The organism is Pseudomonas sp. EU05-FHT14B02, from assembly GCF_058791055.1.
This window is the reverse complement of the sequence record NZ_JBYTDD010000009.1, coordinates 38,789-65,450: the sequence shown is the minus strand read 5'-3', so window position 1 is coordinate 65,450 and position 26,662 is coordinate 38,789. Positions and strand designations below refer to the sequence as shown.

25 protein-coding genes are annotated in these 26,662 nt (G+C 62.0%); 1 reads left to right on the top strand and 24 read right to left on the bottom strand.

Features of this window, described 5'->3' with window-relative positions:
- Nucleotides 1–56: 56 nt before the first annotated feature.
- Genes AC3WTM_RS10885 through AC3WTM_RS10790 form a run of 20 tightly spaced genes read right to left on the bottom strand, consistent with a single transcriptional unit; the run spans nt 57 to nt 18,203 of the window.
- Nucleotides 57–1,283 carry a beta-ketoacyl-ACP synthase gene (locus AC3WTM_RS10885; RefSeq protein ID WP_102671138.1) on the bottom strand — a complete coding sequence of 409 codons (1,227 nt, stop codon included), beginning with the start codon at nt 1,281–1,283 and terminating at the stop codon, nt 57–59.
- The gene (fabG, locus tag AC3WTM_RS10880; protein WP_102671137.1) at nt 1,283–2,011 is read right to left on the bottom strand and encodes a 3-oxoacyl-ACP reductase FabG; all 729 of its coding nucleotides are present in this window, start codon (nt 2,009–2,011) and stop codon (nt 1,283–1,285) included. The genes AC3WTM_RS10885 and fabG overlap by 1 nt, the downstream gene beginning before the upstream one ends.
- Nucleotides 2,011–2,469, bottom strand: a complete 459-nt coding sequence (locus AC3WTM_RS10875) for a hotdog family protein (protein WP_057712326.1) — start codon at nt 2,467–2,469, stop codon at nt 2,011–2,013. Before AC3WTM_RS10875 ends, fabG begins: the two co-directional genes overlap by 1 nt.
- Complete coding sequence (locus AC3WTM_RS10870; protein WP_102671136.1) at nt 2,466–3,662, bottom strand: beta-ketoacyl-[acyl-carrier-protein] synthase family protein; 1,197 nt, start codon at nt 3,660–3,662, stop codon at nt 2,466–2,468. Before AC3WTM_RS10870 ends, AC3WTM_RS10875 begins: the two co-directional genes overlap by 4 nt.
- On the bottom strand, nt 3,659–4,210 hold the full coding sequence (locus tag AC3WTM_RS10865; protein WP_102671135.1) for a hypothetical protein: 552 nt from the start codon (nt 4,208–4,210) through the stop codon (nt 3,659–3,661). The genes AC3WTM_RS10870 and AC3WTM_RS10865 overlap by 4 nt, the downstream gene beginning before the upstream one ends.
- Entirely contained in the window at nt 4,210–4,935 is a 726-nt protein-coding gene (locus tag AC3WTM_RS10860; protein ID WP_102671134.1) for a class I SAM-dependent methyltransferase, read from the bottom strand. The genes AC3WTM_RS10865 and AC3WTM_RS10860 overlap by 1 nt, the downstream gene beginning before the upstream one ends.
- Entirely contained in the window at nt 4,932–6,179 is a 1,248-nt protein-coding gene (locus AC3WTM_RS10855; protein WP_102671133.1) for an NAD(P)/FAD-dependent oxidoreductase, read from the bottom strand. Before AC3WTM_RS10855 ends, AC3WTM_RS10860 begins: the two co-directional genes overlap by 4 nt.
- Nucleotides 6,166–7,326 (bottom strand): sodium:proton antiporter, encoded by a 1,161-nt coding sequence (locus tag AC3WTM_RS10850; RefSeq protein WP_102671132.1) that lies wholly within the window; start codon nt 7,324–7,326, stop codon nt 6,166–6,168. The genes AC3WTM_RS10855 and AC3WTM_RS10850 overlap by 14 nt, the downstream gene beginning before the upstream one ends.
- Nucleotides 7,323–9,662, bottom strand: a complete 2,340-nt coding sequence (locus AC3WTM_RS10845; protein ID WP_102671131.1) for an MMPL family transporter — start codon at nt 9,660–9,662, stop codon at nt 7,323–7,325. Before AC3WTM_RS10845 ends, AC3WTM_RS10850 begins: the two co-directional genes overlap by 4 nt.
- Nucleotides 9,646–10,350 (bottom strand): outer membrane lipoprotein carrier protein LolA, encoded by a 705-nt coding sequence (locus AC3WTM_RS10840; protein ID WP_102671130.1) that lies wholly within the window; start codon nt 10,348–10,350, stop codon nt 9,646–9,648. Before AC3WTM_RS10840 ends, AC3WTM_RS10845 begins: the two co-directional genes overlap by 17 nt.
- Nucleotides 10,347–10,772, bottom strand: a complete 426-nt coding sequence (locus AC3WTM_RS10835) for an acyl-CoA thioesterase (protein WP_057712319.1) — start codon at nt 10,770–10,772, stop codon at nt 10,347–10,349. The genes AC3WTM_RS10840 and AC3WTM_RS10835 overlap by 4 nt, the downstream gene beginning before the upstream one ends.
- Complete coding sequence (locus AC3WTM_RS10830; protein WP_102671129.1) at nt 10,765–12,309, bottom strand: HAL/PAL/TAL family ammonia-lyase; 1,545 nt, start codon at nt 12,307–12,309, stop codon at nt 10,765–10,767. The genes AC3WTM_RS10835 and AC3WTM_RS10830 overlap by 8 nt, the downstream gene beginning before the upstream one ends.
- Complete coding sequence (locus AC3WTM_RS10825; RefSeq protein ID WP_102671128.1) at nt 12,290–13,231, bottom strand: lysophospholipid acyltransferase family protein; 942 nt, start codon at nt 13,229–13,231, stop codon at nt 12,290–12,292. The genes AC3WTM_RS10830 and AC3WTM_RS10825 overlap by 20 nt, the downstream gene beginning before the upstream one ends.
- Nucleotides 13,228–13,962, bottom strand: coding sequence for a glycosyltransferase family 2 protein (locus tag AC3WTM_RS10820; protein ID WP_102671127.1), 735 nt, complete (start codon nt 13,960–13,962; stop codon nt 13,228–13,230). Before AC3WTM_RS10820 ends, AC3WTM_RS10825 begins: the two co-directional genes overlap by 4 nt.
- Nucleotides 13,955–15,634, bottom strand: coding sequence for an acyl-CoA synthetase family protein (locus tag AC3WTM_RS10815; RefSeq protein WP_102671126.1), 1,680 nt, complete (start codon nt 15,632–15,634; stop codon nt 13,955–13,957). The genes AC3WTM_RS10820 and AC3WTM_RS10815 overlap by 8 nt, the downstream gene beginning before the upstream one ends.
- A complete protein-coding gene (locus AC3WTM_RS10810; protein ID WP_090452738.1) occupies nt 15,631–16,176 on the bottom strand; it encodes a COG4648 family protein in 546 nt (181 codons plus the stop codon). Before AC3WTM_RS10810 ends, AC3WTM_RS10815 begins: the two co-directional genes overlap by 4 nt.
- Nucleotides 16,173–16,427, bottom strand: coding sequence for an acyl carrier protein (locus AC3WTM_RS10805; protein WP_007992314.1), 255 nt, complete (start codon nt 16,425–16,427; stop codon nt 16,173–16,175). The genes AC3WTM_RS10810 and AC3WTM_RS10805 overlap by 4 nt, the downstream gene beginning before the upstream one ends.
- 9 nt (nt 16,428–16,436) lie before the next feature.
- Complete coding sequence (locus AC3WTM_RS10800) at nt 16,437–16,712, bottom strand: phosphopantetheine-binding protein (RefSeq protein ID WP_102671125.1); 276 nt, start codon at nt 16,710–16,712, stop codon at nt 16,437–16,439.
- The gene (locus tag AC3WTM_RS10795) at nt 16,690–17,502 is read right to left on the bottom strand and encodes a lysophospholipid acyltransferase family protein (RefSeq protein ID WP_102671124.1); all 813 of its coding nucleotides are present in this window, start codon (nt 17,500–17,502) and stop codon (nt 16,690–16,692) included. Before AC3WTM_RS10795 ends, AC3WTM_RS10800 begins: the two co-directional genes overlap by 23 nt.
- Nucleotides 17,478–18,203 carry a beta-ketoacyl synthase chain length factor gene (locus AC3WTM_RS10790; protein WP_102671123.1) on the bottom strand — a complete coding sequence of 242 codons (726 nt, stop codon included), beginning with the start codon at nt 18,201–18,203 and terminating at the stop codon, nt 17,478–17,480. Before AC3WTM_RS10790 ends, AC3WTM_RS10795 begins: the two co-directional genes overlap by 25 nt.
- A 355-nt stretch (nt 18,204–18,558) precedes the next feature.
- On the opposite strand from AC3WTM_RS10790, the gene AC3WTM_RS10785 reads away from it, so the two are divergent.
- On the top strand, nt 18,559–19,329 hold the full coding sequence (locus tag AC3WTM_RS10785) for a ParA family protein (protein ID WP_008016979.1): 771 nt from the start codon (nt 18,559–18,561) through the stop codon (nt 19,327–19,329).
- A 129-nt stretch (nt 19,330–19,458) separates the two neighbouring features.
- On the opposite strand, the gene trxC is transcribed toward AC3WTM_RS10785, so the two are convergent.
- The 4 genes from trxC to AC3WTM_RS10765 all read right to left on the bottom strand — a co-directional run bounded on the left by trxC (nt 19,459) and on the right by AC3WTM_RS10765 (nt 26,624).
- The gene (gene trxC, locus AC3WTM_RS10780) at nt 19,459–19,893 is read right to left on the bottom strand and encodes a thioredoxin TrxC (protein ID WP_102671166.1); all 435 of its coding nucleotides are present in this window, start codon (nt 19,891–19,893) and stop codon (nt 19,459–19,461) included.
- A gap of 73 nt (nt 19,894–19,966) precedes the next feature.
- Nucleotides 19,967–21,430 carry a protein adenylyltransferase SelO gene (gene selO / locus AC3WTM_RS10775; protein ID WP_102671122.1) on the bottom strand — a complete coding sequence of 488 codons (1,464 nt, stop codon included), beginning with the start codon at nt 21,428–21,430 and terminating at the stop codon, nt 19,967–19,969.
- Nucleotides 21,431–21,478: 48 nt separating this feature from the next.
- Nucleotides 21,479–24,847 (bottom strand): mechanosensitive channel MscK, encoded by a 3,369-nt coding sequence (gene mscK, locus AC3WTM_RS10770; RefSeq protein WP_102671121.1) that lies wholly within the window; start codon nt 24,845–24,847, stop codon nt 21,479–21,481.
- Nucleotides 24,848–24,881: 34 nt separating this feature from the next.
- Complete coding sequence (locus AC3WTM_RS10765; protein ID WP_102671120.1) at nt 24,882–26,624, bottom strand: potassium/proton antiporter; 1,743 nt, start codon at nt 26,622–26,624, stop codon at nt 24,882–24,884.
- Nucleotides 26,625–26,662: the final 38 nt, after the last annotated feature.

The following is a 26,662-nucleotide window of genomic DNA, read 5'->3' as shown; positions in this document are numbered from 1 at the left end:
CGTTGCCCGGACGTTTTTCGCGAGCAGGCTCGCTCCTACAGGGGGAATATTTCAGGTTACGGCCAGCGTTTGAAAATCAGCGATGTATTCACTCCGCCAAACGCAAAGTTGTTGTTCATCACGTACTGGTTGCTCATCTGCCGAAACTCGCCGCGCAGGTAATCGAGCTTGCCGCAGTGCGGGTCGACTTCGTCGAGGTTGAAGGTGTGGGCGTAGAGGTCGCGGTTCATCATTTCGATGCTGAACCAGGACTCCAGCGCACCGCAGGCGCCTAGGGTGTGGCCGAGGAAGCTCTTTTGCGAACTGATCGGCATGTGTTCGCCGAACAGGCTGCTGGTGGCCAGGGTTTCGGCGATGTCGCCCTGTTCGGTGGCGGTGCCGTGGCCGTTGACGTAGCCGATGTCCGAAGGTTCCAGCCCGGCGTCCTCCAGGGCCAATTCCATGGCCCGGCGCATGGTGATTTGTTCGGGACGGGTGGTGTGCTGGCCGTCGGCGTTGCTGCCGAAACCGACGACTTCGGCATGGATGCGAGCGCCACGGGCCAAGGCGTGTTCCAGTTCCTCGAGCACCAGCATACCGCCGCCTTCGCCAATCACCAGGCCATCGCGTGCAGTGTCGTAAGGGCGCGGGCTGCGTTGTGGGGTGTCGTTTTTCAGGCTGGTGGCGTAGAGCGCGTCGAAGACCATGGCTTCGGTCGGGCACAGTTCTTCGGCACCGCCGGCGAGCATCAGCGGCAGGCGCCCGAACTTGATCGCCTCGTAGGCATAGCCGATGCCCTGGCTGCCGCTGGTGCAGGCGCTGGACGTCGGGATCAAGCGACCGGTGAGGCCGAAGAAGATGCTGATATTGGCCGCGGTGGTGTGCGGCATCATCCGCACGTAGGAATTGGCGTTCAGGCCTTCGGCCACTGAGTTGAGCAGCATGTTGCCGAACGCCTTGATCTCGTCGGTGCTGCCGGTGGAGGAGCCGCAGGCGACGCCCATGCGCCCGTCCTTGATCGATTCGTCGCCCAGCAGGCCGGCATCGGCCAGCGCCATCTCCGCCGCACCCACGGCAAGCCGCGAAACCCGGCCCATGCTGCGCAGTTGCTTGCGGGTCCAGTGGCTCGGCACCTGGAAGTCATCGATGGGGCCAGCCAGGCGTGTGTTGAGTTCGGTAAAACGATCCCACTCGTCCATCCGGCGGATGCCGCTGCGGTTGGCCGCGAAATTACCGGCGATGGTGTCCCAGTCGCTGCCCAGTGAGGTGATACCGGCCATGCCGGTGACGACGACGCGCTTCATCAGCACAGGCCTCCGTTGACGGCCAGAACCTGCCGGGTGATGTACGAGGCTTCCGCCGACATCAGGAAATTCACAGCGCCGGCCACCTCTTCAGGGGTGCCCATGCGTTGTGCGGGGATCATTTTCATCAGTTCTTCCACCGGCACGTTTTCGTCGAGCATGGCTGTGTCGATCAGGCCGGGTGCGACACAGTTAACGGTGATTTTGCGCTTGCCCAACTCAATCGCCAATGCCTTGGCCGCGCCGATCAAGCCGGCCTTGGAGGCACTGTAGTTGACCTGGCCACGGTTGCCGATCAGTCCCGACACCGAGGTGATGCAGACAATCCGCCCGGCGGCGCGACGACGGATCATCGGCATCATCACCGGGTGCAGCACGTTGTAGAAACCGTCGAGATTGGTGCGCATCACCACATCCCAATCCTCCTCGCTAAGGGCGGGAAAGGCACCGTCGCGGGTCAGGCCGGCATTGAGTACCACACCGTAATAGGCGCCATGGGTTTCCACGTCGGCTTCGAGAATTTCCTTGCAGCGGGCGCGGTCGGCCACGTCGAACTGCAGGATGCGCGCACGACGGCCCAAGGCCTCGACTTCGGCCTTGACGGCTTCGGCGTCGGCCAGGCCGCTGCGGCAATGCAACACGATGTCGTGCCCGGCCTGGGCCAGGCGCAAGGCGATGGCGCGGCCGATGCCACGGCTGGAACCGGTGACCAGTACGGATTCAGTCATCACTGGACTCCTTCGGGTTCATGGAGATATTGAGCGGCCTGGGGTGGGCGGAACACATTCAGACGGGCGGTAACGTGAATGCCGGGGGCGTTGATGTGGCATTCGAACACGCCCATGCCGTTATCGTCTTCCAGGGAGCGAATACCGTGGATGGTCAACTCGGTGCCGGCCGGAAAACTTTCGACGTTGCATTCGAATTTTCGGCTGCCGAGCAGGAAGCCCAATTCCACCTCATCACCGCGCTGGCGCGCATGGCAACCGGCGAAGGCGGCCACGCTCTGGGCCATCAGTTCGATGCCGACCCAGGCCGGCAGGCTGCCGTCGGGGAGATTGAACAGGCCATCGGGTTTGACGGTCAGGCGCGTGTGAATCTGCTCTTCATCGAACGCCAGGATCTGATCGATAAGAATCATGTCACCCGCGTGGGGCAGCAGTTCGGCGATCGGCCAGTCAATCATGGGGCGTCTCCGATAATCAGGCTGACGTTGTTGCCACCGAAGGCAAAGGAATTGCTCATCAGGTAGCGGGGTGCAATGGACGTCAGGCGAGTGGTCGGGGTCACCCATTGCAGCGGCGGCAATTCGGGATCGGGCTGTCCGTCCCAGACGTGGGGCGGCAGGGCATGCTCGCGATTGTCCGGGCTCAGGCTCAACCAGCAGAACGCCGCCTCCAGCGCCCCGGCGGCACCGAGGGTGTGACCGGTCATGGGTTTGCTCGACGAACAGGGTACGCCAGCCGGGAACAGGGTCGCCACGGCCTGGCTTTCCATGGCGTCGTTGTGCTGGGTGGCGGTGCCGTGCAGGTTCAAATAAGCGATCTGCTCCGGTTGCAGGTTGGCGCGGCCCAAGGCTTTTTGCATTGCTTGCAGGGCGCCACGGCCGCTCGGCTCCGGGGCGGAGATGTGATGGGCATCGGAACTTGCGCCGCTGCCGAGCAAGGCAATCGCCTGGCTGTCGGCTGCACGTCTGGTCATCAGGAACAACACTGCCGCTTCGCCAATGTTGATGCCATTGCGGTTCACCGAAAACGGATTGCAGCGTTGTTCCGAGACCGCTTCGAGCGCCGAGAAACCGTTGAGTGTCAGCTTGCACAAGGTGTCGACACCGCCACACAGCACCGCGTCGCACATGCCCAGGTCCAACAGGCGCTGGGCGCTCATCAAGGCCCGCGCGCTGGAGGTGCAGGCCGTGGAAATGACATAGGTCGGCCCGCTCAATTGCAGCCACTCGGCGAGGAAGTTCGCCGGCGCCCCGAGTTCCTGTTGCTGATAGTCGTACTCGGCAGGGAACTGCTTTTCACGCAGGTACTGCGCCAGGCCCTGGCTGGCCTCGTCGATACCCGAGGTGCTGGTGCCCAGGACGACACCGATGCGGTCGCGACCGTAGGTCTGGATCGCGCTGTCGATGTCCGCGCGAATTTGCAGCGTGGCCTCCAGCAACAACTGATTGTTGCGACTGTGATGGCGCGACATGTCGGCCGGAATGCTTGCCAGTTTGCCCAGGACCGCACCGACCGGCAGCGTGCGTTGCGGCACCCACCCGGTTTGTTCGCGCATGCCGCCGCAGTCGCCGGCAAACAGGTTGCGGGCAACTTCCTGCTTGTCGCGGCCCAACGCGCAGACCACTCCGAGGGCATTGAGGTAAGCCGTCATGGCGTTTCACCGCTCAGGGGCGTGACCTGATAGCTCGGACCGTGCGGTAGCTTCAATTCAAAATTCTGCGGTTGTGCGTAGCGAATGTCCCAGCGCTCGGGCAGGGACCGTTGTCTGCCGTACTGCCAGGCACCGGGATAGTTGGCCGCCAGTTCTTCTTGCGGCGTCAGCGCAAATAGCAGCGCCGCGAACAGTTCCCGGGCTTGCGGATTGGGCGGCAGGAAACCATCGGACTCCCAGGTTTTATCGATCAATTTCTGGCGGGCCTGGGGAATGCCCAACAGGTCCATCATCGACCAGCGAATACCCGTCTCTTCACGCTGGATCACCAGCACCCAGTCCTGGCGGTCGTCGGGCTGCAAGAGCTGGATGTGCAGTTGCAGCGGCAACGGCAGATCCGGATTGTGCTCGGGCAGCGGCGCCCGGCCGGCGCAGGCGCTCAAAAGCAGGGCTACGGCAAGCAACAGACATCGCATAACACCGGTTACCCCTGTGGGAGCGAGCTCGCTCCCACAGGTTTGGTGTTTCAAGCGGTTGGCAATGAACATCACACAGTTCCTTCAAAAGGTTTGCGCGCCACCACATTGACCAGGGTTTCTTCCCGTTGGCCAAAGGGTTTTGGCTTGCACAAACCCAAGTATTCGAGCAGTCCGAAATCCTTGGCGCGACTCCACCACAGATACGGATAAGACACGTTTTGCGCGGTAAATTCGAAGCCCTGCTGGCGAATCATTTGCAGGTACTGCGCAGCGCTTTTCTGCACGTGCATGGGGTGGCGAAACAACCAACGGATCACCCAAGTATCAATGTAAGCCTCAGTGGATTCGGCGAACAGCAGATAACCGCCGGGTTTGAGTACGCGGTAGAACTCGGCCAGTGCCTCTTCCTGTTCCACCAGATGATGGAAGGTCTGGTGACAGAACAGCAGATCGATACTGGCTTCCGGCAGGTTCAGGCTGGCGCAGTCGCCGCCGATCAACTCCACTTCCATGCCCTGGCGGGCCGCTTCTTCGCGGCTCTGGATCAGGCTTTGTGGATCAGCATCGACGCCAATCAGACGACCGGGCGCAAAGGCTTGGCGCAGCAGCGGGAATGACTTGCCCTGGCCGCAACCGGCATCCAGCAGCACCGGGTTGACAGGCAGCGCTTCGCTGAACAGGTTGTGCAAGTCGTTGATCGCCAACCGCAGCACATAGTGTTGCCAGATCTGGCTGCGCAGGAACCACAAACCGAAACGGGTTTCTTCGACGTAGTTGTCGCTCAAGTAGTTCATGACGCATCCCTTGCACAGAACTCCGAAATCGCCTTCAACCGGCGCCTGGCTTCGCTGACGAACGGATTGCGTCGGTCCCAGGCATATCCGGCAAGAATGGAGCTGATCATTCCGCGGATTTCCGGTGAACTGCTCTCATGGAAAATCACGTCCTGGAATGTCCCCGCGTACCAGCCTTCGACATAGCAGCGGAACGTGTCGACGCCGCGCTTGAGCGGTTCGGCGAACTCGGTTTGCCAGTCGACGGCTTCGCCTTGCAGCTGACGGTGCAATACCCCGGCCGCCATGCTCGCCGAACGCATGGCGATGGTCACGCCGGAGGAAAACACCGGGTCGAGGAATTCCGCGGCATTGCCCAGCAGCGCGAAGCCCGGGCCGTGCAGGGTTTTGACGTTGGCCGAGTAACCGCCGATGGTTCGGGCCGCGGTGTCCCACTGCGCATTTTGCAACACGCGGGCCAGGCTTGGCGTCTCGGCGATAAAGCCGCGCAGGCACTCGTCCAGATTGTCGCTGCGGCCTGCGAAACGCTCCTCTGCGGCGACCACGCCGACCGAACAGCGCCCGTTGCTGAACGGGATGGTCCAGAACCACACGTCGCGCTGGGTCGGATGAGTGGTCACCAGGATCTTGCTGCGGTCGAAGGCCGGGAGGTCGATACGGTCTTCGACGTGAGTGAACACGGCCTGACGCACCGGGAAGTTCGACGGCGCCTCGAGGTCGAGCAAGCGCGGCAGCACGCGGCCGTATCCACTGGCATCGAGCAGGAAATCTGCCTCCACGCGGTACTCGCTACCGTCTTCGCGGCGTACGCCGAGCTGCGGTTTTCCCGGGGCGATGTCGACGCTGACGATGGTTTCGCCATAGCGGATCTCCACGCCTTGCAGCGCGGCCTGATCGGCCAGCAGCTTATCGAAATCGGCGCGCTGAACCTGAAACGTCGTCGATTTGCCGTGGCTGAACGTTTCGCCGAAATCGAAGGCGCTGTAGCGCTCGCCCCAGGCAAACGCGGCACCGGTTTTCAGCTGGAAGCCGGCGGCGTTGACGGCGTCGAGCATGCCCGCTTCTTCGACGAAATCCAGGCAATGGGACAACAGGCTTTCACCGATGGAAAACCGTGGAAAATGCTGCCGCTCGATCACCAGCACATCGTGTCCCTTGCGCTTGAGCAATGCCGCGGCGATGGCGCCGGAAGGACCGGCGCCGATGATCACGACCTGGCGGCATTCCATCTCAATGGTTGGCATGGGGGCTCCTTGCGGGGACAGCGGCTTTCAGGGGGATACGATGCATGCCGGTCAGGGCTGGCAGCAGTGTAGCGATCAGGCCCATCAGCATCAGGGCAAAGTACAGCGGCGGGCTGATGAGTTGCTGTTGCAGCAGCAGGTTGAGAAAAACGATCTCGCTCAAGCCACGGATGTTCAGCAGCACACTTTCCCGCCAGCGGCTGGCACCCTGGAACGAGGCCCCGGCCCAGCCGAGGCCGAGCCAGTTGCCCAGCAGTTTGCTCAGCATCGGCAACAGCAGCAGGGCGACCAGTTGCATCCAGCCGAGGCTGTCCATCGCGCTGTGCACGTTGATCTGCACGATGCCGAACGTGAGGATCAGCGGGATGGCGATGTACGTCTGCAAGCGGCTCATCCACATGGCCGGCAACGGCAGGACCAGTGGGGCTTTCAGCGCGGCCATGATCAATACATAGCCGATGCCGAAAATCAGCGCATTGAGCTTGAAGTGTTCGGCGACGACCAGCAGGGCGAAAAAGCTCAGGCTGTAGAGCCACGTCTGGCGCAGGCCCAGCAGCCGCAGCAGCACCGGGAGGCACGCGCCGGCCAGGGGCAGCAACAGGCTGCTCAGGTGCAGGCTGCCCTGGGCGATACCGAACAGGGTCCAGCAGGTGAGGTCGATGAGGATCGCGGTTTGCACCAGTCGCCGGGTGGCGGTGGGCGGGTAATCGATGTGCCGCAGGTACAGGTACAACACCGGAATCGCGGTGATGGCGAACAACAGGCCGACGGCCAGCGAGCTGATCCACGGTTGCGGCGGCAACCACCAGACGGCCGTGGCCAGGCCGCAGGCAAACGGAATGCAAAAGCTGGGCAGGGCGATTTTCAGGCTTTGGCGATCCAGTTGCAGGTCGATCACATCGCTGAGGATGTAGCCCAGCAACAGGGCAAAGCTCAGGCTGTAGAGGTTCTTCAGCCAGCCCGGCGACACCAGCTGCGCACCGCTCAATTGCCATTGGGGCTCGATCCAGAAATACATCAACAGCGGCAAGCCGAGGGTCGCCAGCAACAACTGGCTGACGATGGGAATCAGGCCGAAATGCCGGCCGACACGGGTCGCCAAGGCAAACAACACCAGTGCCATCGCCCAGAACAGAACGACCATCATGTTGCCCGCTCCACGGCCGTGGGCTGATGCACCTGGCGACCAGCCCACGGTGCGAGCAGGAAGCTGAAGATCAGGCCCAGGCTCACCGACAGTCCGAAGTTGCTCACCGCCGGGGTGCTCGATACCGCCAGCAGGCCGAACGACAGCCAGGTGGTCAACGCCGCCAGTAGGGTGCCCAGCAGGCTCACGGCTGCGCCGCCGACCTGTTCGCGCATCAGGATCGCGTAGTCGACGCTGATCGCTGTCACCAGCAGCAGGCCGAACAGGCTGAACAGGGTCAACGGCTGCCCCAGCCAGCCGAGGCTGGCCAGGCTGCACAACGCCGCCAGCAGGGGCAGGGACACGATGCGCAACGCACCGCCGAGGCCGAATGGCAGGATCAGCACCAGCACGATCAACACGCAGGAGGCGAGTTTCAGTTCCGCGGCACTGATTTGAGTGGCCGCGAAGACGTTGTTCAGCTCACCCAGTCGATCCACCAGTGTCACGCCGGGTAGATCCTCGCCCTGGAGCCGCAGTAGGGCCGTGTTGTTGATGCCTTGCAGGCTGACCATTGCCGCCACGCCGTCTTCGGTCGGCCCCAGCCACAGGGCCCGGTAGGGTTCTGCCAACGGGCCGCTGAGCGCTGCTTCGATGTCCACGGTCGGCAATGCCTGAAGCTTCGTCAGCTCGGCTTGCAGCGCCTCGACCGGTACGCCGATTTCGAGCAAGGGTTGCCAGAACGAAGACAGTTTGCTCAACGCTGCGCGTACCTGTTGCTGTTCGTTCGGCGGGCTGACCAGTTGATTGAGCGACAGATAACCCTGGAGCTTTTCCAGGCCTGTCAATTGATCCAGTCGTTCTCTCAGAGCGGTCTGGCGTTCGAGCAGTTGCTGCTGATTGGCGGCGCGTATCAGGAAGAACTGGCTGGTGGGTTGATAGCCGGTGATTCGGGCAATGGCCTGGGCTTCGTCGGTCAATTGTTGCGGTGCGCTGATCCACTGGCGGATGTCGTTTTTGCTGCTCAGCTGCAACAGGCCGCCCACGCAAAAGGCGACCAGCAGCGCCAGCAAGACTGGCGTTTTCAGCTGTTTGAGCAGCGCTTCACGACACCCCAGCAAAAACTCGCAAACGCGCAATGGCCAGTGCGCCGGGCGCAGGTCTACGCCCTTGAGCAATGCGGGCAGCAGGCACACGGCGGACAAATAGGCGCCGAGCAACCCTGCGGCAGAGAACGCGGCAATCTGGGTCAGCGCCGGGAAGGGTGTCCAGGCCAGGGCCAGGTAACCGATGCCGCTGGTGATCAGGCTCAGGGTCAAGCCGGGCAGGGTCAGGCGCAGGGCTGGCCAGCTGCGCCAGGGTTTCAGGCTCCAGCTCTTGGACAGGTAATGCAGGGGGTAGTCGACCGCGACACCAATCAGGCTCGAACCCAGCACCAGGGTCATCACGTGCATATGGCCGAACAACGCCACGCAGGCCACCGCACCGAAGAGCATGCCCACCAGCACCGGCACGAAGGCCAGCAAAACGCGCCAGCGCCGGAAGGCCAACAGCAGCAGCAACAAAATCCCCACGGTGGCACCGCCGCCGACCCAGGTCATCTCCCGGGCGGCCTGCTGCTGCCCACTGGCTGCGTACAACAGGCCGCTGGCGGCGAGCAGTTGCACGTCGTGCCGGGCGGCTTCTTCGCGGCTGTGCTTGAGCAGGTCGGCCACTTGCAGCGGCAGGTTCATGTCGAAGGCGTTGCCGGTGGTGCGCGCGCGCAGCAGCACCCAGCTCTTGCCATCGGCATCGGCGACCAGGGCGCCGCTGCCGATGTCCAGTTGCACCGAACCACGTTGCGGCTGGCTGTTCTGGATGCGCCCGGTCAGGCCCAGCCAGTCGTCCTGGCTCGGTACCAGGCTGTAACCGTTGAACGGGTCGAACAACGCCTGCACCCGCTGCTGGATAAAGGTGTCGGGGTGCTCGATCAGAAGTTGTCGGTCCGCCGCCTGGAGCATCGCCAGGCGACCTTGCAGCAACTGCGTGCGCAGCGCCGGCAAGTCGGCTTGCAGGGTCCACTGGACCTTTTCGAACAAGCCGCTGGCCTGCCATTGCTCGCCGAGTGTCTGCGCCATGGCGACGGCCTGCTGGCGATCGCTGTGGCCGACCAGCACCAGCATTTCGCGGTTCAGCGGTTCTTGCATGCGTTGTTCGGCGCGCAGTTCCAGGGCATCGGGCGTTGTGCCGGGCACCAGATCCATCAGGTTGGCCGACAGCGGCGCGCCGTCACGCCATTGCCAGCCGGCGAGCGCCAGTACTGCCAGCAGCAGGATCAGAAACAGCCGTGGCAACCACCGTTCACTCGGCAAAGTCATGCTGCTCCGCGTCGCTCAACGGTTGGGTGCTGGTGCTGTCCTGCATGCGCAACAACGTGCTGTCGCCCTGGGTCTCGAGCAGTTCGATGCTGTGTACCAGTTCCGCGCCGGTAATGTTGATCTGGTTGAACACCTGCTTGAGCAGCATCGAGCGTGGCAGCAGCGTGAGCTTCCAGTTCTGCGCGTCGCCGCTCAGGGACAGCTCGAAATCCCGTTGCAGGCCACTGCTATCGCCTTGCAGCACAGCGAGGAACAAACGGTTCTGCTCGGCACCGGCGCTTTTGCCCGGCAGCATTTGCCAAACACTGCCGTCACGTCGGGCAATGCCTTTGGCGGTGATGCGGTAGTCCTGTTGCAAGGGCGTTTTCAACAGCCATAACAGGCCGTGGTTTTTTGCCAGCACGAACGTGCCCTTGCTGGTCAGCGGCTGGGGCAGGGCGCGCAGGTGTTTTTCCTGGATGAAATTGCCGTGGATCACCTCGGGTCTGGCCAGTTGATCGCTGAGCTGTTGCAGATCGAAGGCATGGGCCAGTCCAGGAATACCCAGTAGCACGCAGAACACTGTAGGAGCGAGCTTGCTCGCGAAAAACCTGAGAGCGCCACGGGGTGTCAGATACCCGGCGTTATCGTTAACGACCATCGCGAGCAGGCTCGCTCCTACAGGGGAACGGGGATGGCAGAACATCATGGCAAGGCCTTCTCGACAGCATCGGTAAAGACCTTCGGCGAGGCCAGTTGCATCTCGCGGCTGGCAATGTCGACGGCGACCTGCACCGACATGGCCCGGGTCAGACGCTCACCGGTTTGCAGGTCGCTGATCAGGTAGTTGATCTTCAAGCGGTTCTCCCACTCCACCAGGTTGGCGCGCACGTTGAGCTTCTGACCGAACACCGCGCCGCGCACGTAGCGCAATTGCAGGTCGATCACCGGCCACGCATAGCCGGATTCGTTCATCGCCGTGTAGTTGTGGCCGATCTTGTCCAGCAGCGCACAGCGGGCGACTTCCAGGTATTTGACGTAATGGCCGTGCCAGACAACGTGCATGCTGTCGACGTCAAAGAACGGTACGACGATTTCCGTGTCGGTGTAGAGAAATCCCTTGCTACGCATGCAGCCTCCAGTGTTGTTCGGCGATGCGTTGCAGGCACAGGCGCAATTCGCCTTCCAGTGCGCGGTCTTCGATGACCGGTGGGAAGTCCTTGGCCAAGGCTTCATGCATGGTGGCCAACGCGGGTGGCAGGGGGCGTGCATCTTCGGCCTGGCCGCGCAGCCAGACGCCCTGATTGGCCGCCAGCAGTGTAGCGGCCGCCACCTGTTCGGTGAGTTCCAGCACGCGGATCGCATCCCGGGCGGCGATGGTGCCCATGCTCACTTTGTCCTGGTTGTGGCATTCGGTGGAGCGCGAGAAGACGCTGGCCGGCATGGTGTTCTTCAGCGCTTCGGCGGTCCAGGCGCTGGTGCCGATTTGCACCGCCTTGAAGCCGTGGTTGAGCATGGCGCGGTCGGCCGTGGCGCCCGACAGGTTGCTCGGCAAGCCATGGTTGTAGCGCTCGTCCACCAGCAGCGCGAGTTGCCGATCCAGCAGGTCGGCGACGTTGGCCACGAGGTTTTTCAGGCTGTCCATGGCGAACGCGATGTGCCCGCCGTAGAAGTGCCCACCGTGCAGCACGCGCTCGGCCTCGGCGTCGATGATCGGGTTGTCGTTGGCGCTGTTGAGCTCGATCTCGATGAACGAGCGCAGCCAGTTCAGGCTGTCTGCCAGTACGCCCAGCACATGGGGCGCGCAGCGCAGGGAATAACGGTCTTGCAGGCGATGCAGTGGCGCGGTCGGCGCGTCGATGGCCAGGTCTTTGCGCAACCACGCGGCGACCTGCATCTGCCCTGGGTGTGGCTTGGTCGCGAACAGGCGCTCGTCGAAGTGCTCCGGGTTGCCTTGCAGGGCGACCACGTTCAGCGCGGTGATGCGCGTGGCCAGATGCAGCAGGTAATCGGCGCGGGCGTACGCCAGGCAGGCCAGACCGGTCATCACCGCGGTGCCGTTCATCAGCGCCAGGGCTTCTTTTGGACGCAAAACCAGTGGCTGCCAGCCGAGTTCGCGGTGCACATCGGCAGCCTGCCGGCGCTCGCCGCGGAACATCACCTCGCGTTCGCCGGACAGCGTGGCGGCAACGTACGAAAGCGGCGTCAGGTCACCACTGGCGCCCACCGAACCTTCCTCCGGAATCAGCGGCAGGATGTCGTGTTCAAGGAACGCCTGCAGGCGCTCCAGCAGCTCCACGCGCACCCCGGAAACACCGTGGCACAATGACTGCAAGCGCGCCGCCAGTACCGCGCGGGTGGCTTGGGCGTCGAGCAGTTTGCCCAGACCGCAGCCGTGGAAGGTGTACAGGTGACGGGGCAGCGCCTCGACGTGATGCAGCGGCACCGCGACCACGCAGGAATCGCCATAGCCGGTGGTTACGCCGTAGATCACGCCTTCCTTGTCCAGCAGAGAGTCCAGAAAACGCGCGCCCTTGGCGATGCGCTCGCGGTAGGCAGGGTCGCTTTGCAACAGCGTCGGCACCTTGCGGTTGGCCAGTGCCAGCACATCTTCAATGCGCAAAGGGCGTTCGCCGAAGGTTACCGGCTCAAGCGTTGGCGTCGTCATCGGTCTTCCAGAAAGGGTAAAAGTTGAACCATTGTTGGGGCGCTTCGAGGCAATAGTGACCCAAGCGTTCGGCGTAGCGGGAGGCCCACTGATGAATGACCTGTTCGCGGTCGCTGCGCTTCCAGGTGATTGCCTCAGCGAAGGGTTCAATGGTCAGTCGATAGTCGCCGTCGGGCTTTTTCAGGCACAGCAGCAGGTTGACCGGGCATTTCAGCAGGCCGGCCAGCAGCCACGGGCCCTGGGGGAACCTGGCCGGATGACCGAGGAAGTCCACGCTCACGCAGCGCCCGCCATGCAGCGGCACGCGGTCGCCGGCGATTGCCAGCCACTCGCCGCGCTCCAGGCGTTCGCTCAGTTGCAGCATGATCCCGGGGTCCAGTTCGCTGACCTGGATCAGGCGCAAATTGGTCGCCCCGGCTTCGCCCAGCAAACGGTTGAACTGTTCGGCGTGCTTGGTATGTACCAGCACGTTCATCGTGACCTTTTCGCCGAGCTCCGCCAGTGCGCGGCAGACTTCCAGATTGCCCAGGTGCGCGCCCACCAGCATCTGCCCGCGGGCGCCGCGCAACTGGTCGCGCAGCAGCGCCGGGTCGACGATTTCGATCTGTTCGATGCTCAGCTTGCCGTTCCAGACGTCGAGTTTGTCGAGCATGGAATCGGCGAAAGCCATGAACTGGCCGAACACTCGCCAGTGGCTCGGGCGCAATTCGCTGCGACCGCTCCAGTCGGCCAGGTGTTGCTGGTATTGCCAGGCGCTGTGTCGGGCGCTGCGGCCGAACAGGAAAAAGTACAACACGATGCCGTACAACACTGGGCTCAGTACTCGACGGCCCAACACTTTGGCACCGAACGCGGTGAGCTTCATCAGCCAGAAACTGCCCCGTTCTTCGCGGTCGGCCCAATGCTGCTTGTCTGAACTCATGCCCGCCACCGTCGCCAGAGGATCACTGGCGCGCGCAGCAACATGCCGAAGAACAGCCGCGTGTGCATGCAGGAAATCAGCACGTTGTCGTGGATCATCCGGAAATGCGAAACGCCGTCCAGCGGGTAATGGACTTTGGTTTGCAGCCATTGCATCGGCTGATTGCGCCAGGCCAGGCGCACCAGAATGTCCGAGTCGAAGTCCATGCGCTTGCCGATTTTCGCTGACTCGATCACCGCCAGGACCGGCGGCAATGGGTAAACCCGGAAACCGCACATGGAGTCGCGAATCTGCAATGACAGGGTGTTGATCCAGACCATGACGTGAGTCAGGTAGCGCGCATACAAACGGCCTTTCGGCACGCTGGCGTCATATTGCGGATAGCCGCAAATCACCGCCTGTGGGTGGCGGCGTGATTGTTCGATGAAGCGTCTGACGTCCTGCAAATCGTGCTGGCCATCGGCATCCACCTGCAAGGCATGGCTGAAACCCAGGCGCGAAGCTTCGCGCAAACCGGTCATGACCGCGCCACCCTTGCCCTGGTTTTCGGCCAGGCGGATCAGATAAACCATTTCACGCTGGGCCAGGCGATCCAGCACCCGGGCGCAGGACGGGCTGCTGGCATCGTCCACCAGAATGCACGGCAGGTTGCTGGCGATCAGGGCATCGACCACCGTGGTGATGGCGCTTTCGTGGTTGTACACGGGGACGACGGCGCAGGGGCTATGCATGCTCCGCCTCCAGCAAGATCCGCCCGCTTGAACAGGTGGCGGTTTCGTTGCGATAGGCGAAATACAATTTGCCGCGCGCCGGGTCGTAGCGCAGGTGCAGCTGGATTTCGTCGCCCGGGCGCACCAGTTGCTGGAACTTCAAGACTTCCATGCCGGCGAATTTTTTCGGCAGGTTCATCAGTTGCCGGCCCAGGCTCAGCGCCCAGTCCACCTGCACCACGCCAGGCAACACCGGCGCCTTGGGGAAATGACCGCTGAAATAGGCCAGGTCCGGTGGCACGGCCAGTTGCAGGCTCCACTCGCCATTGCTTTCGACTTGCTCCAGCACCTCGGGCGCTTTGGGGCGCGGCGCCAACAGCAGGGCGTCGACGTCGGCCTGGGGCCGTTTGCCCTGAGCGTTCAGTGGCAGTTGTCGTAGCAGGCGCCAGCGTCTTGGCAGGGCCAGGGCTTCGCAGTGTTGGCTCAGGTGCTGGCGCAATTGCTCGGTAAGGCTGCGTCGACCGTTATTGCGCAGCACATGCAAACCGGCCTCGCTCAGCACCAGCAACGCCCCGAGGGAGGCGCGTTTTTCCTGAACGACGCCGAGTCGAGCTTCGACGACCCATTCATGGGCCATCAGCGCCTGTTCCAGCATCGGCAGCGAGATGCGTTTTTCTTCCAGTTTGACGATCCGGTCCAGTCGTCCGAGCAATTCGAAACGACCATCGGCAGCGATGCGCGCTGAATCGGCAGTTTGTTCGACATGGCCGTCAGGCAAGTAGGGCGAAGCGATCAACAGCGCCCCATCACTGTCTTGAGTCAGCGTGACATTGGCAAACGGCCGCCAGAGTTCATCGCCCTGACGCCAGGCAATGCCGCCGGTTTCCGAGCTGCCGAAGATTTCCGTTGGCCATTGCCCCAGACGCTCATGCAGGCTCTGTGCGGCCTCGACCGGCAATGCGCCGCCGGAGGAAAACACCCGGCGTACGGCGCTCAAGGCCGGCCAGTCGAGGTTGTCGCCCATGCGCTTGAGCAGCGCCGGGCTGGCCACCCAGGTGAAGGCCGGGTATTCGCGGCTGGCGCGTTGCAGGTCTTCCGGAAAGGCTAACTGCCGACGCAGGAACGGGCGCCCGGCGCACAGTGGCCAAAGCACCCGAAACAGCAGGCCGTAGATGTGCTGGGTGGCGACGCTGCCAATGATGCACGCCGGGCCCAGGTCCGCGCCCCACAGCTGTTCCAGGGCTTCGACTTCATTGGCCAGTTGGCGCAGGTTTTTTTCGATGCGCTTGGGTTCGCCGCTGGAGCCGGATGTGCACAGGCTGAGTCGGCAGTTATCCAGGTCCAGCGCGGCAGCACTAAGCGGCGGCTGTTGGAGGTCGCCAAGGTGCGCATCGTCGGGCTGATCGCTCAGCCACAGATCAACATCACCTGACCAGCGTTGGCGGGTCTGCGGTTGCAGGTCGGACGGCAGCAGCACACTGACCCCGGCACGCCAGGCGCCGAACAGGGCAATCGCCAGGTCGGCGGCATCCTCAAGGTGCACGGCCATCTGCCGGACACCCCGGGCTTGCAGGCCGGCGGCCAGGCGCAGCGCCTGTTCGCACAGTCGGGCGTGATCCAGTGCCGGAGCAGTGGTTACGGCGCGCTCCGGCTGAGCCTTGAGCAGCAGGTGCTCAAGTTTTATCCAATTCATGGGTGGCCTCGTACCCTTATTCGTATGAGCCATTCAATGGCAAACATCAGGCCTATCAATCCGTAGGAAATCAGACCGGTGTACAACGTCCACCAGCTCAGCGGCGCCCAGAGGGTCAGGGCGGCGGCACACAAACCGTTGCAAAGAAAAAAAACGCTCCAGGCGATGGTCACCTGACGGGTATAGCGAATGCCCTCGGCCGGCAATTGCGGCTCGCGTACCCGGGCCAGGCGTTCAACGATCGGAGGGCCGAATGTCAGGCTCGATCCGAACAGCACCAACATGAAGCTGCTGATCAACACCGGATACCAACGCAATAGCGCCGGGCTGTCGAACAGTGCCAGCAACAGGCAGAACACAATGGCCACCGTGGCCATCCACAGGCTGCCAGGCCGTCGTTTGCCGGTCAGCGCCCGGGCCAGCCACAGCCCGCCCAGCAGCAGCCCGAACTGCCACGGGGCGAAATGCTCCATGCCGAAATACACCGCAAAGGGATACAAAAGGCCTGCCAGCAGCAGGCCGAGGCCAATCAGTCGATTCATGCGGCGGGTTGAACCAGACGGTAGACCGCCTCGACCACGTCACTGACGGTACGCACCGATTTGAATTCTTCGGCGGCGATTTTCTTGCCGGTCTGACGTTTGATGTGATCGATCAGGTCGACCGCGTCGATGCTGTCGATTTCCAGGTCCTGATACAGGTTGGATTCCAGGCTCACACGCTCAGGGTCCAGCTCGAAAAGCTCGACCAAGGCATCGCGCAGGGTATTGAAAATGTCGTCACGAGTTTGCATGGTCCGGTCTCAAGCTGCCTGTTTTGCGGTGACGAACGCCGCAAGGCTCGCCACGTTACTGAAGTGGTTACGTGTGTCCTTGGCATCGGCGTCAATTTTGATGCCGTACTTTTTCTGGATGGCCAGGCCCAGTTCCAGGGCGTCCACCGAGTCCAGGCCCAGGCCTTCGCCGAACAGCGTCTGCTCGTTGCCGATGTCTTCGGCGCTGATGTCTTCGAGGCCCAGGGCGTCGATGATCAGTTCTTTGATTTCCAGCACCAGGCTAGGGGTGTTCAGATCGCTCATCTTCGGCGAGCTCCTTGATGAAGTAAGAATGCAAATAATCGTTGAGCTTGCGCGAGGCCTGCGGAGCCGGCCCCTGCGTGGCGAAGGTCTTTGGGTCTATATCGGCCCCGACCCGGAAACTGAAGTGCACGCGCCGCTTGGGGATGCGATACCAGGGTTCGGCTTTGGTCAATGTGGTCGGGCTGACCTTGATAATGACCGGGGTGAGGATTTTCGCACCACGCAGGGCGATTGCCGCGCCGCCCCGATGAAAGGCCGGCGGCTGGCCGGGCTGGGTGCGCGTACCTTCCGGGAAAATGATCAGGGTCTGACCGTCTTTCAGCGCGTCGGCAGCCGCGTCGAGCATGTCCATGCTGCCGTCGTTGCTGATGTATTCGGTGCAACCGAGCGGCCCGCGGGTGAAAGGGTTTTTCCAGAGGCTTTGCTTGACCACGCAGTTGGCGTGACGCACCAGACCGATCAGAAACACCACGTCGATCAGCGATGGGTGATTGGCAATGATCATTTGCCCGGGACGACCGAGTTTTTCCGCACCCTCAATGTTATAGGTCAGTACTCCGGTACGGGCCATGAAACGCACAAAAATCCAGAAACAGCGGCTGACCGTTTGTCGGGCCCGCAGACGATGGGTCTGGGCGTCGCCCGGCAGGCAGTTCAGCACAGGGAAAATCACCAGGCGCAGGCACAGCCCGCCCAGCCCGAACAGGGCGAAGCTCGCGGCGGTGGCCAGCAAACGCCAGTAATAGGCGTCGCGGCTTTTCTCGGTCACGGGTTGCGTTGCCAGGTCCATACACGATTTTTCCAGGCATGTTGGCAGGTGGTTTGCTGGCCGAGCAGCGCGCACAGCAGATTCAGCGCGTGAGGCCAACGGGTTTTGGACAACGCATCCGAGGGGCTGTTCAGGGACAACTGCCAGTCGGTACCGGGTGTGATCAGCAAGCCGACGGCATAAGGGAACGGCACGTCGTCGATCCAGGTCGAGTAAACCTCGGGTGGCTTCTCTTCGGTGACCACCAGCAATACCGCGCGAGCGCCTTCAGCCAGCAGCGCGGCAGCTTCAAGCATGCCGTGTTCCAGGCCATCGCCTGCGGCGGCCAGGGCGGTCATTTCGCTGGTTTCACCTCGCATGATCGACCACAAGCCGATGATCGCGTTATGCACCGACAAGCTGAACCGGGTCGGCGACAGCGGCTGGTCGGCGGCCAGATCACTGAGAATATCGACGGTGCGGGGCGTTTCGCCGTGACGGGAAACAAAGACCAATGGCAGATCCTGCCGACCTTCGGCCAAAGGCCAGCCGACACTGAATGCCATGCGCGCCAGACGGCTGAGCCGTCGACGCTGCATGGCCGGCAGAAAGGAAACGTCGGGAGCGGCATCGCTGTCCGGCAGCACGACCGGTTGTCGGCACCAGGCCTGCCAATCGGACACGCTATCAAGCCCCGGGGCCCAGGCGCGCCATTGGGCGATGTTGAAGTTGATCACAGACATTCATCCCACCCTCACGGGCTTACTTGACGCGGGGGAGTGGCCGAGGGCCGAGATTTACCCTGCGTGGCGTTTGGCGCCGAGTGGCGCGCATTATCCCGGTGCCGGGAACGTGTAGCAAATGCTGGTTACATTTTGCTCAGAAGATGAAGCGGCAGGTTCGCAAAAATTGAATGATTGGCAACTATTCACAGAATTATTACCCCGTCTGTCGGTTCTGGCGTCGAACCGCCGGGGCGCTCAGGGCTTTTCATGCAAGAGAAGGCAACTGACTGTGTAGTCCTTGCAGTGGTGAGGTAGCGTAGCCATACCGTGGACCACTACACTCGGTCATTCTTTGATACACGGAGGTTTTGACATGCGGCGCGTGGTGTTCAATCAGAAAGGTGGCGTTGGAAAATCCAGCATTGCCTGCAATCTGGCGGCAGTCAGTGCCAGCGAGGGTTTTCGCACCCTGTTGGTGGACCTCGATGCCCAAGCCAACTCCACTCAGTACCTGACGGGGCTCACCGGTAACGATATCCCGATGGGCATCGCCGATTTCTTCAAGCAGACGCTGTCTTCCGGGCCGTTCTCCAAAAAGAATCAGGTCGACATCTACGAAACCCCGTTCGATAACCTCCATGTCATTACCGCCACCGCCGAGCTGGCGGACTTGCAGCCAAAGCTTGAAGCCAAGCACAAGATCAACAAGCTGCGTAAGTTGCTTGAAGAACTGAGCGAAGACTACGACCGGATTTACCTCGATACCCCGCCAGCGCTGAATTTCTATGCGGTTTCAGCGTTGATTGCCGCCGATCGTGTGCTGATTCCCTTCGATTGCGACAGTTTTTCACGCCAGGCACTGTACGGCCTGATGGCGGAAATCGAAGAGTTGAAGGACGACCATAACGAAGGCCTGGAAGTCGAAGGCATCGTTGTAAACCAGTTCCAGGCCCGCGCCAGCCTGCCCCAGCAAATTCTCGATGAGCTGATTGCCGAAGGCCTGCCGGTGCTGCCGGTGTACCTGGCCAGCTCGGTACGCATGCGTGAATCCCATCAGGCTAATACGCCGCTGATCCATCTCGACCCGCGGCACAAGCTGACCCAGCAGTTTGTCGAGCTGCACAATCTGCTGGAAAACGCCTGATTCTGGCTGATAACACAGAACCCCTGTGGGAGTGGGTTTGCTCGCGAAAACGGTGTATCGGGCGACCTCTCTTTTGAATGTCAGCCCGCCTTCGCGAGCAAGCTCGCTCCCACAGGGTTCCGTGTTGTTTCAGATGCCTTGGCTACGCAACCAGCTCATCAATTGCTGTAACGGGAACGCCCCGCTCTGCCGGGCGACTTCCCGGCCGTTCTTGAACAGGATGAGGCTCGGAATCGAGCGAATCCCCAACTGCGCCGACAGCTGCTGGTTCGCCTCGCTGTCCAGCTTGGCCAGGCGACACTTGCCCGTCAGTTGCCCGGCTGCCTGCTCGAACACCGGTGCGAACGACTTGCACGGCCCGCACCAGTCCGCCCACACATCCACCAGCAGCGGCAGATCGCCCTTGATCTGGCTGGCGTAGTCGCCTTGCTTCAATTCAAACGGTTTGCTCAACAGGACTTCGGCCTTGCAGCGCCCGCATTTCGGATGGTCGTTTAGGCGCTCGGCCGGGATGCGGTTGAGGCCGTTGCAGTGAGGGCAGGGGATGAGGAGTGGGTCGGTCATGACAAATCGTCCAATCGAAAGCGAATGATCCATATCTGGAGACATGACTCCAGATTTTCAATTGTGCAGTGCCTCACGACGAACAACTGATCTCCAGATGCTTGCCCCATTCCGGCGGCCGCTCGGCGTAGCTTTCCATCCCCGGTTGTTCCTCGAACGGATTGCTCAGCACCGCGTGCAGTCGACGAACTTCCGAGTAGTCGCCGTTCTGCGCTGCCTCGATGGCCTTTTGCGCCAGGTAGTTGCGCAGGATGTACAGCGGGTTGACCGCGTGCATCCGCTGGCGGCGCTGCTCTTGATCAAGTGCGCCTTCACGGGCTACCCGGGCGATATAGCGCTCTCCCCAGGCGTCAAAGCCCTTGAGGTCGACGAAGTCATCACGCAAGCGGGTGATGGCCTGTTCCGGCGTTTGATCACCCAAACGGCGGAAAAACAGGCTGTAGTCGACGCCGCTGTTTTGCATCAGTTGTAGCAGGTTCTCCAGCAGTTTCTGGTCATCATCCTCGGCGGTGGTCAGGCCGAGGCGGCGGCGCATCAGGTCCAGGTAATGGGCCTGGAACAGTGGCAGGTACAGGCCGAGGGTTTCGCGCAAGGCTTCGACGCTGATGAACGGCGTCAGGGCCTGGGCAAGGGCGCTGAGGTTCCACTGGCCAATCGGCACCTGGTTGCTGAAGGAGTAACGACCCTGGTCGTCTGAGTGATTGCAGATGAAGTTGGCGTCGAAGTCATCGAGGAACGCGAATGGGCCGAAATCGAAGGTGATGCCCAGGATCGACATGTTGTCGGTGTTCATCACCCCGTGGCAGAAGCCATAGGCCTGCCATTTGGCGATCAGTTCGGCGTTGCGCTCCACCACTTCGCGGAACATCGCCAGGTACGGCTCCGGTTGTTCCAGGCACTGCGGGAAGTGCATGGCCAGTACGTGATCACCCAGTACTTTCTGCTGCTCGGGGCGCTTGGTGTAGTAGAAATATTCGAAGTGGCCGAAGCGTACATGGCTTGGCGCCAGACGCAGGACCATGGCTGCGCGTTCCTGCTTTTCGCGCCACACCGGGGTATCGGAGCCGATTACGCACAGGGCGCGGGTGGTCGGGATATTCAGTGCGTTCAGGGCTTCGGAGGCGAGGAATTCGCGGATCGACGAGCGCAGTACCGCCCGGCCATCGCCCATGCGTGAAAACGGCGTCTGACCGGCGCCCTTGAGGTGCAGGTCCCAGTGTTCGCCGGCCTCGTTGTACACCTCGCCGAGCAACAGGCCACGACCGTCGCCCAGTTGCGGGTTGTAGGAACCGAACTGATGCCCGGAATAGACCATCGCCCTTGGAATTGCGTCGGCCCAGAGCTTGTGGCCGCTGAACAGTTCGGCGAACTCCGGGGTTTCGGCCACGGCCGGGTCGAGGTCCAGCAGCGCCATGGCGGCGGGGCTGGCCACGACCAGGCGTGGATTATCGATGGGCTCGGGCAGCACATGGGCGGAAAACGCATCGCCCAGGCGGTCGAAGCGGTTATCGAAGGTGAGTTCGTCGAGGGCTTTCAAGGGCCGGCTCCAGCAGAATGTCCGAGCATTCTGCTGGGGAAAGGCCGGTTAGTCGAGTTTGGCGGCGGGCGGTTCTTGCGCGGGTCTGCCGTCGACGATCGGCACGATGGTTTTCGCTTCCGGCTCGATCGGCACCATCTTGTATTCCTGGCCGTGCAGGTTCTTGAGGTAGACCTCCATCTGCCGGAACGAGATGTTGATGTGCTGCTTCTTGAACTCGCGGTTGATGAAGCGGTTGACCTCGTCGAGCACCGGGTTGCGGTCGCCGAGGTCGCGCACGTGCATGCGCAACTCGTGGTCGAGGGTGCTTTCGCCGAAATTCAGGAAGTACACGTGGGGCTCCGGGTCTTTCAGCACGCGCGGGTTTTCGCGTGCGGCCTTGAGCAACAGCTCTTTCACCAGGTCCAGGTCCGAGCCGTAGTCGACGCCGAGCTTGAGGGTCACCCGGGTGATGGTGTCGGTCAGCGACCAGTTGATCAGTTGCCCGGTAATGAACGTCTTGTTCGGGACAATGATGTCCTTGCGATCGAAGTCGGTGATGGTCGTGGCGCGGATGCGGATCTTGCTCACGGTGCCCGACAGGTTGCCGATGGTGATGGTGTCACCGATCCGCACCGGACGTTCGAACAGGATCATGATGCCGGAAATGAAGTTGGCGAAGATCTCCTGCATGCCGAAACCGAGGCCGACTGACAACGCCGCCACCAGCCATTGCAACTTGTCCCAGCTTACGCCGAGGGTCGACAGCGTCGAGACGAAACCGACGCCGGCGATCACGTAGGACAGCAACGTGGTGGTCGCGTAGGCGCTGCCCTGGGCAAGATTGAGCTTCGACAGCACGAACACTTCGAGCAAGCCCGGCAGGTTTCGCGCCAGGGCGAAGGTGATGCCGATGATGATCAGTGCGCCGAGCATGTCGCCGATGCTGATCGGCACCATGCTCATGTTGGCGCCGGTGCCGCTGGTGTATTCGTAGAGGGTGACGTTGTCCAGATACGAGAACACCGTGATCAGGTCGGCCCAGACCCAATACAGTGCCGCCATGAAGCCACCGAGCAGCGCCAGGCGGATCAGTCGCAGGGACTGTTCGTTGACCTTCTCGATGTCCATCGTCGGTTCTTCGATCACGGCTTCACCATCGCCGGCCTCTTTGGCGGCCAGCCGCTTGGCCAGGGCGCGCTGGTAGGCCAGGCGCCGGGCCGCCACACTGAGGCCGCGCACGAAGGTGGCTTCGATCACCAGCCAGAACATCAGCAGGTACAGGGTGTTGATCAAACGGTCGCTGAGTTTCAGCGCGGTGTAGTAGTAGCCGAAGCACACTGCCACGAACAACGCGATGGGCAGGGCGGTGAACAGGATTCCCACCAGTTTGCGGAACAACGAAGCGTTTTCGTGGGTCGGGCTGCTGATGAGCAGGCGACTGAGCAGCAAGGTCATCAAGGCGTAGCAGATCAGCACCACCGGCATGCCGAGCACGTCATCGGCCAGTGCCGCCGGTTGCAGTTCGGCAACGGCAACTACGGTCACCAGTGCCATGACCACGATGCCGAGGCGGCGGATCCATCTGCGCAGGAATTCCACCTGGGGCTTTTCCCAGCGGAAATGCAGTTCTGCCACGCCACCCGGCGCGAGGATCCGGTACGCGGTGTAGAACACCAGCCAGGCCCCGGCCATTTGCAGCAGCGCCGCACCCATATTGGCGTTTTGCCCACGGGCGTCGATTTGCAGGGCCAGCCCGCACAATGCGAGGCCCAGTGAAACCGGCATCGCCAGGAGAATGTTGATCAGAATTGCCTGCGGCGTATGCCACTGGCTATCGCGTTTGAAGTGACCGATGTCCTGGTGAACCTTGTTCAGTCGCGCGTATAGACTCTTGCGCCGCCACAGCAGTGCGCCAATCAGCAAGGCCAGTGGCAGGAACAGCAGCGGACGCTGGGTCAGGCCGTCGGTCAGTTCGCTCAGGCTTGAAAGTACCGGCAGTGTATCGAGTTGCCGCTGGAGACGGTCCGGAACACTATGGATCCACTCCAGGTCCAGCGGCTTGTTGCTGGGAATCCAGAACATCTGTTCATCGAGGGTCGCCCGCAGGCTTTGCGCGGTGCTGAGCAATTGCTTCTGGTTCAGTTGCAGGGTAATGGATTCATTGAGCACCGCGCTCAGTTCGCGGTTCAGTCGCTCCAGCAGGTCGGCGCGGGTGGTGGCCAGTTCCATCAGGCTTTTGCGCAGCTGCGCTGTGACTTGCTCGGGGGGTTGGGTCGACAGCAGGTTTTCGACGTAGGTGGTCGGATTGCTCAGCAATTCCCGTTGCTGGCTGACTTCGAACTGATAAAGGCGAATGTCGGCGATCTGGTCGGCCAGGTTGCGGTCGAGCCGCAGGCGCGGCAGCGCCTGTTTCTGTTTGTAGAGAATCTTCGAGAGCAGCAGGCTGCCTTTGAGCACGTTGATTTGCTCGTCCAGGGCCGCATCGCTCTGGGTCAGGCTATCCAGCTGCTGCTTGGTCTGCAGGTTCTGCTGGGTGACTTCGTTGAGGCGGTCGGTGCTTTTGAGCAGGTAGTCCGAGAGCTTCAGGTTGGCCGCGCTTTCGGTGGCCAAAAGGCTGCTGCCGCCGGCCTTCTGCGCTTCGATGGATTGCTGGGTGACCGTTTCCTGGGACAGCGCCAGACGCTTCTGGTTGATCAGGGTTTGCAGTTCCTGGATTTCCTTATCCAGGCGGTCGGATCGCTCCGACAACAGGTCATGCTGGCTGTTGCCGAGGTCTTGCAATTGGGTATTGCCGGCCAGTTCCTGGCGTCGCAGCGGGATCAGGGCATTCAGCGCCGCCAACTCGGCATTGAGCTGGTCGCGCTGCTCGGCGCTCAGGGTCTTGCCGGCGTCCTTGCCGCTCTTGAGGATGGTGTTGATCTGCTGAATGCGCGTCTGGCTGCTGGATATCTCTGCCTGGGCGCGCTCGGGGCGGGTCTGGGCGGTGATGATCAGGCTGTTGGCATCGGCCAGGGCCTTTTGCAGGTCGCTTTGCTGGGTGGAACGCTCGGTGAGCAATTGTTCAAGCTGCTGGATCGGTTCCTTGGCGAAACGCTGCGCCACCGGCACCACGGTACTGGCCTTGAGGCGGGTCAGTTCACGCTGGTTTTCGATGGTCTGTTTGGGCGCATTGCTCAATTGCTGCTTGAGCGCGACCAGCTTCTGCTCGTAGTCACGCTTGTTGTTGAGCTGGCTCAGCGTGCCTTGCAGGATCGATTGCAGGGCCTTCAGATCGGCTTCCGGCAGTTTGCGGTCGGCGATCTTGTCCAGGCTCGCTTGCACGGCTTCGCTGGAAGGCGGTTCGGCCGCTTGCGCCGCTTGCGATAAACCAAGGGTGCTGACAGAGAGACTCAAGCCCAGCAGGGCGACGGCGAAGATGGAGCGCAGATTAGGCATAAAGACCGGTCAAGCAAGTGATAGTGGAAGCAGTTTAGAGGAAGAGTCCGGGACCCGGGCGACTTCCTTCGGGGAATCTGACGCCCACTTTACCGATCTTGTTCCCGTCCATGACGGCCACGGTCCAGATGGTGTTGTTCCATTCCACCTGGTCACCCACCACAGGCGCACCGCCAACCTTCTGGGCAATGAATTGACCCAGGGACATGTCCGGATCGATGCCTTCGACCTTCAGGCCGTAAAGGGCCGCAACCGCAGCCAGCTGGGCGTCTCCTTCGAGTACGAAGTCGCCGAAGAAACGCAGATCGAGGCCCCGTTGTGGCGCCTGGCTGAAGAGTTTTCCGAGGGCCGGCAGGTTGTGTTCATGGCCGATAACACACAACAAATCATCGACTTCCAGCACCGTACTACCCGACGGATGGAGCAATTGCTGGCCACGAAACAGGGCGGCGATACGGGTGCCTTCGGGCATATTCAGCTCGCGAAGGGGCGAACCGATGCACCATTTTTCCGCGCCCAGGCGATAGACGAACAGTTCCCACTCGCTGGTGACGTGCACTTCCAGGGCCGAGCGGGAGATAGGTGCAGGCTCCGGGGGCACCGTCACCTTCAGCAGCTTGGCGACCCACGGCAGGCTCGTGCCCTGAACCAGCAGCGACACCAGCACGATAAAGAACGCAAGGTTGAAGTAGAGCTGAGCGTTGGGCAGGCCGGCCATCAGCGGGAACACCGCAAGAATGATCGGGACCGCACCGCGCAAGCCGACCCAGGAAATGAATGCCTTCTCGCGACCATGGAATGCCTTGAACGGCAACAGGCCAACTATCACCGACAGTGGCCGGGCAAACAGAATCATCCACAGCGCCAGTGCCAGTGCCGGCAAGGCGATAGGCAGCAGGTCGTGGGGCGTCACCAGCAGCCCCAGCACCAGGAACATGCCGATCTGCGCCAGCCAGGCCATGCCGTCTAGCATGTGCAGGATGCCGTGGCGGCTGCGCACCGGACGGTTGCCGATCACCAGGCCGCAGATGTATACCGCCAGGAAGCCACTGCCGTGCAGGGCGTTGGTCAGCGCAAACACCACCAGGCCGCCGGCAATCACCAGGATCGGATACAGGCCGGTGGCCAGGTTGATGCGATTGACCAGTTGCAGCATCAGCCAGCCACCGCCCAGGCCAATGACGCCACCGATACCGAACTCGCGGATCAGGTGGGTCAGCAAACTCCAGTGCAGGCCGGTTTGGCCGCTGGCGAGCATGTCGATCAGAGTGACGGTGAGAAACACTGCCATCGGGTCGTTGCTGCCGGATTCGATCTCGAGGCTTGCGGTTACCCGTTCGTTCAGGCCCTTGCCGCCCAGTAGCGAGAACACCGCGGCGGCGTCGGTAGAACCGACGATGGCGCCGATCAACAGGCCTTGAATCAGGTTCAAGTCGAACAGCCAGGCGGCCGCCATGCCGGTCAGCCCGGTGGTAATCAACACCCCGACCGTCGCCAGCGACAGCGCCGGCCATAACGCCACGCGGAAACTCGACACCCGGGTGCGCAGGCCGCCGTCGAGCAGGATCACCGCCAACGCGAGGTTGCCCACCAGATAAGCCGTGGGGTAGTTATCAAAAAGAATGCCGGCGCCATCGACACCGGCCGCCATGCCGACGGCCAGGATGATCACCAGAATCGGGATGCCGAGACGGGACGAAAGTGAGCTCACCAGAATGCTCGCACCTACCAGCAACGCGCCGATCAAGAACAGGCTGTTGATGGTCGTCGCATTCAAAGGCAGTACTCCAGAAAGCTGAAAGGCGGGCGCAAACT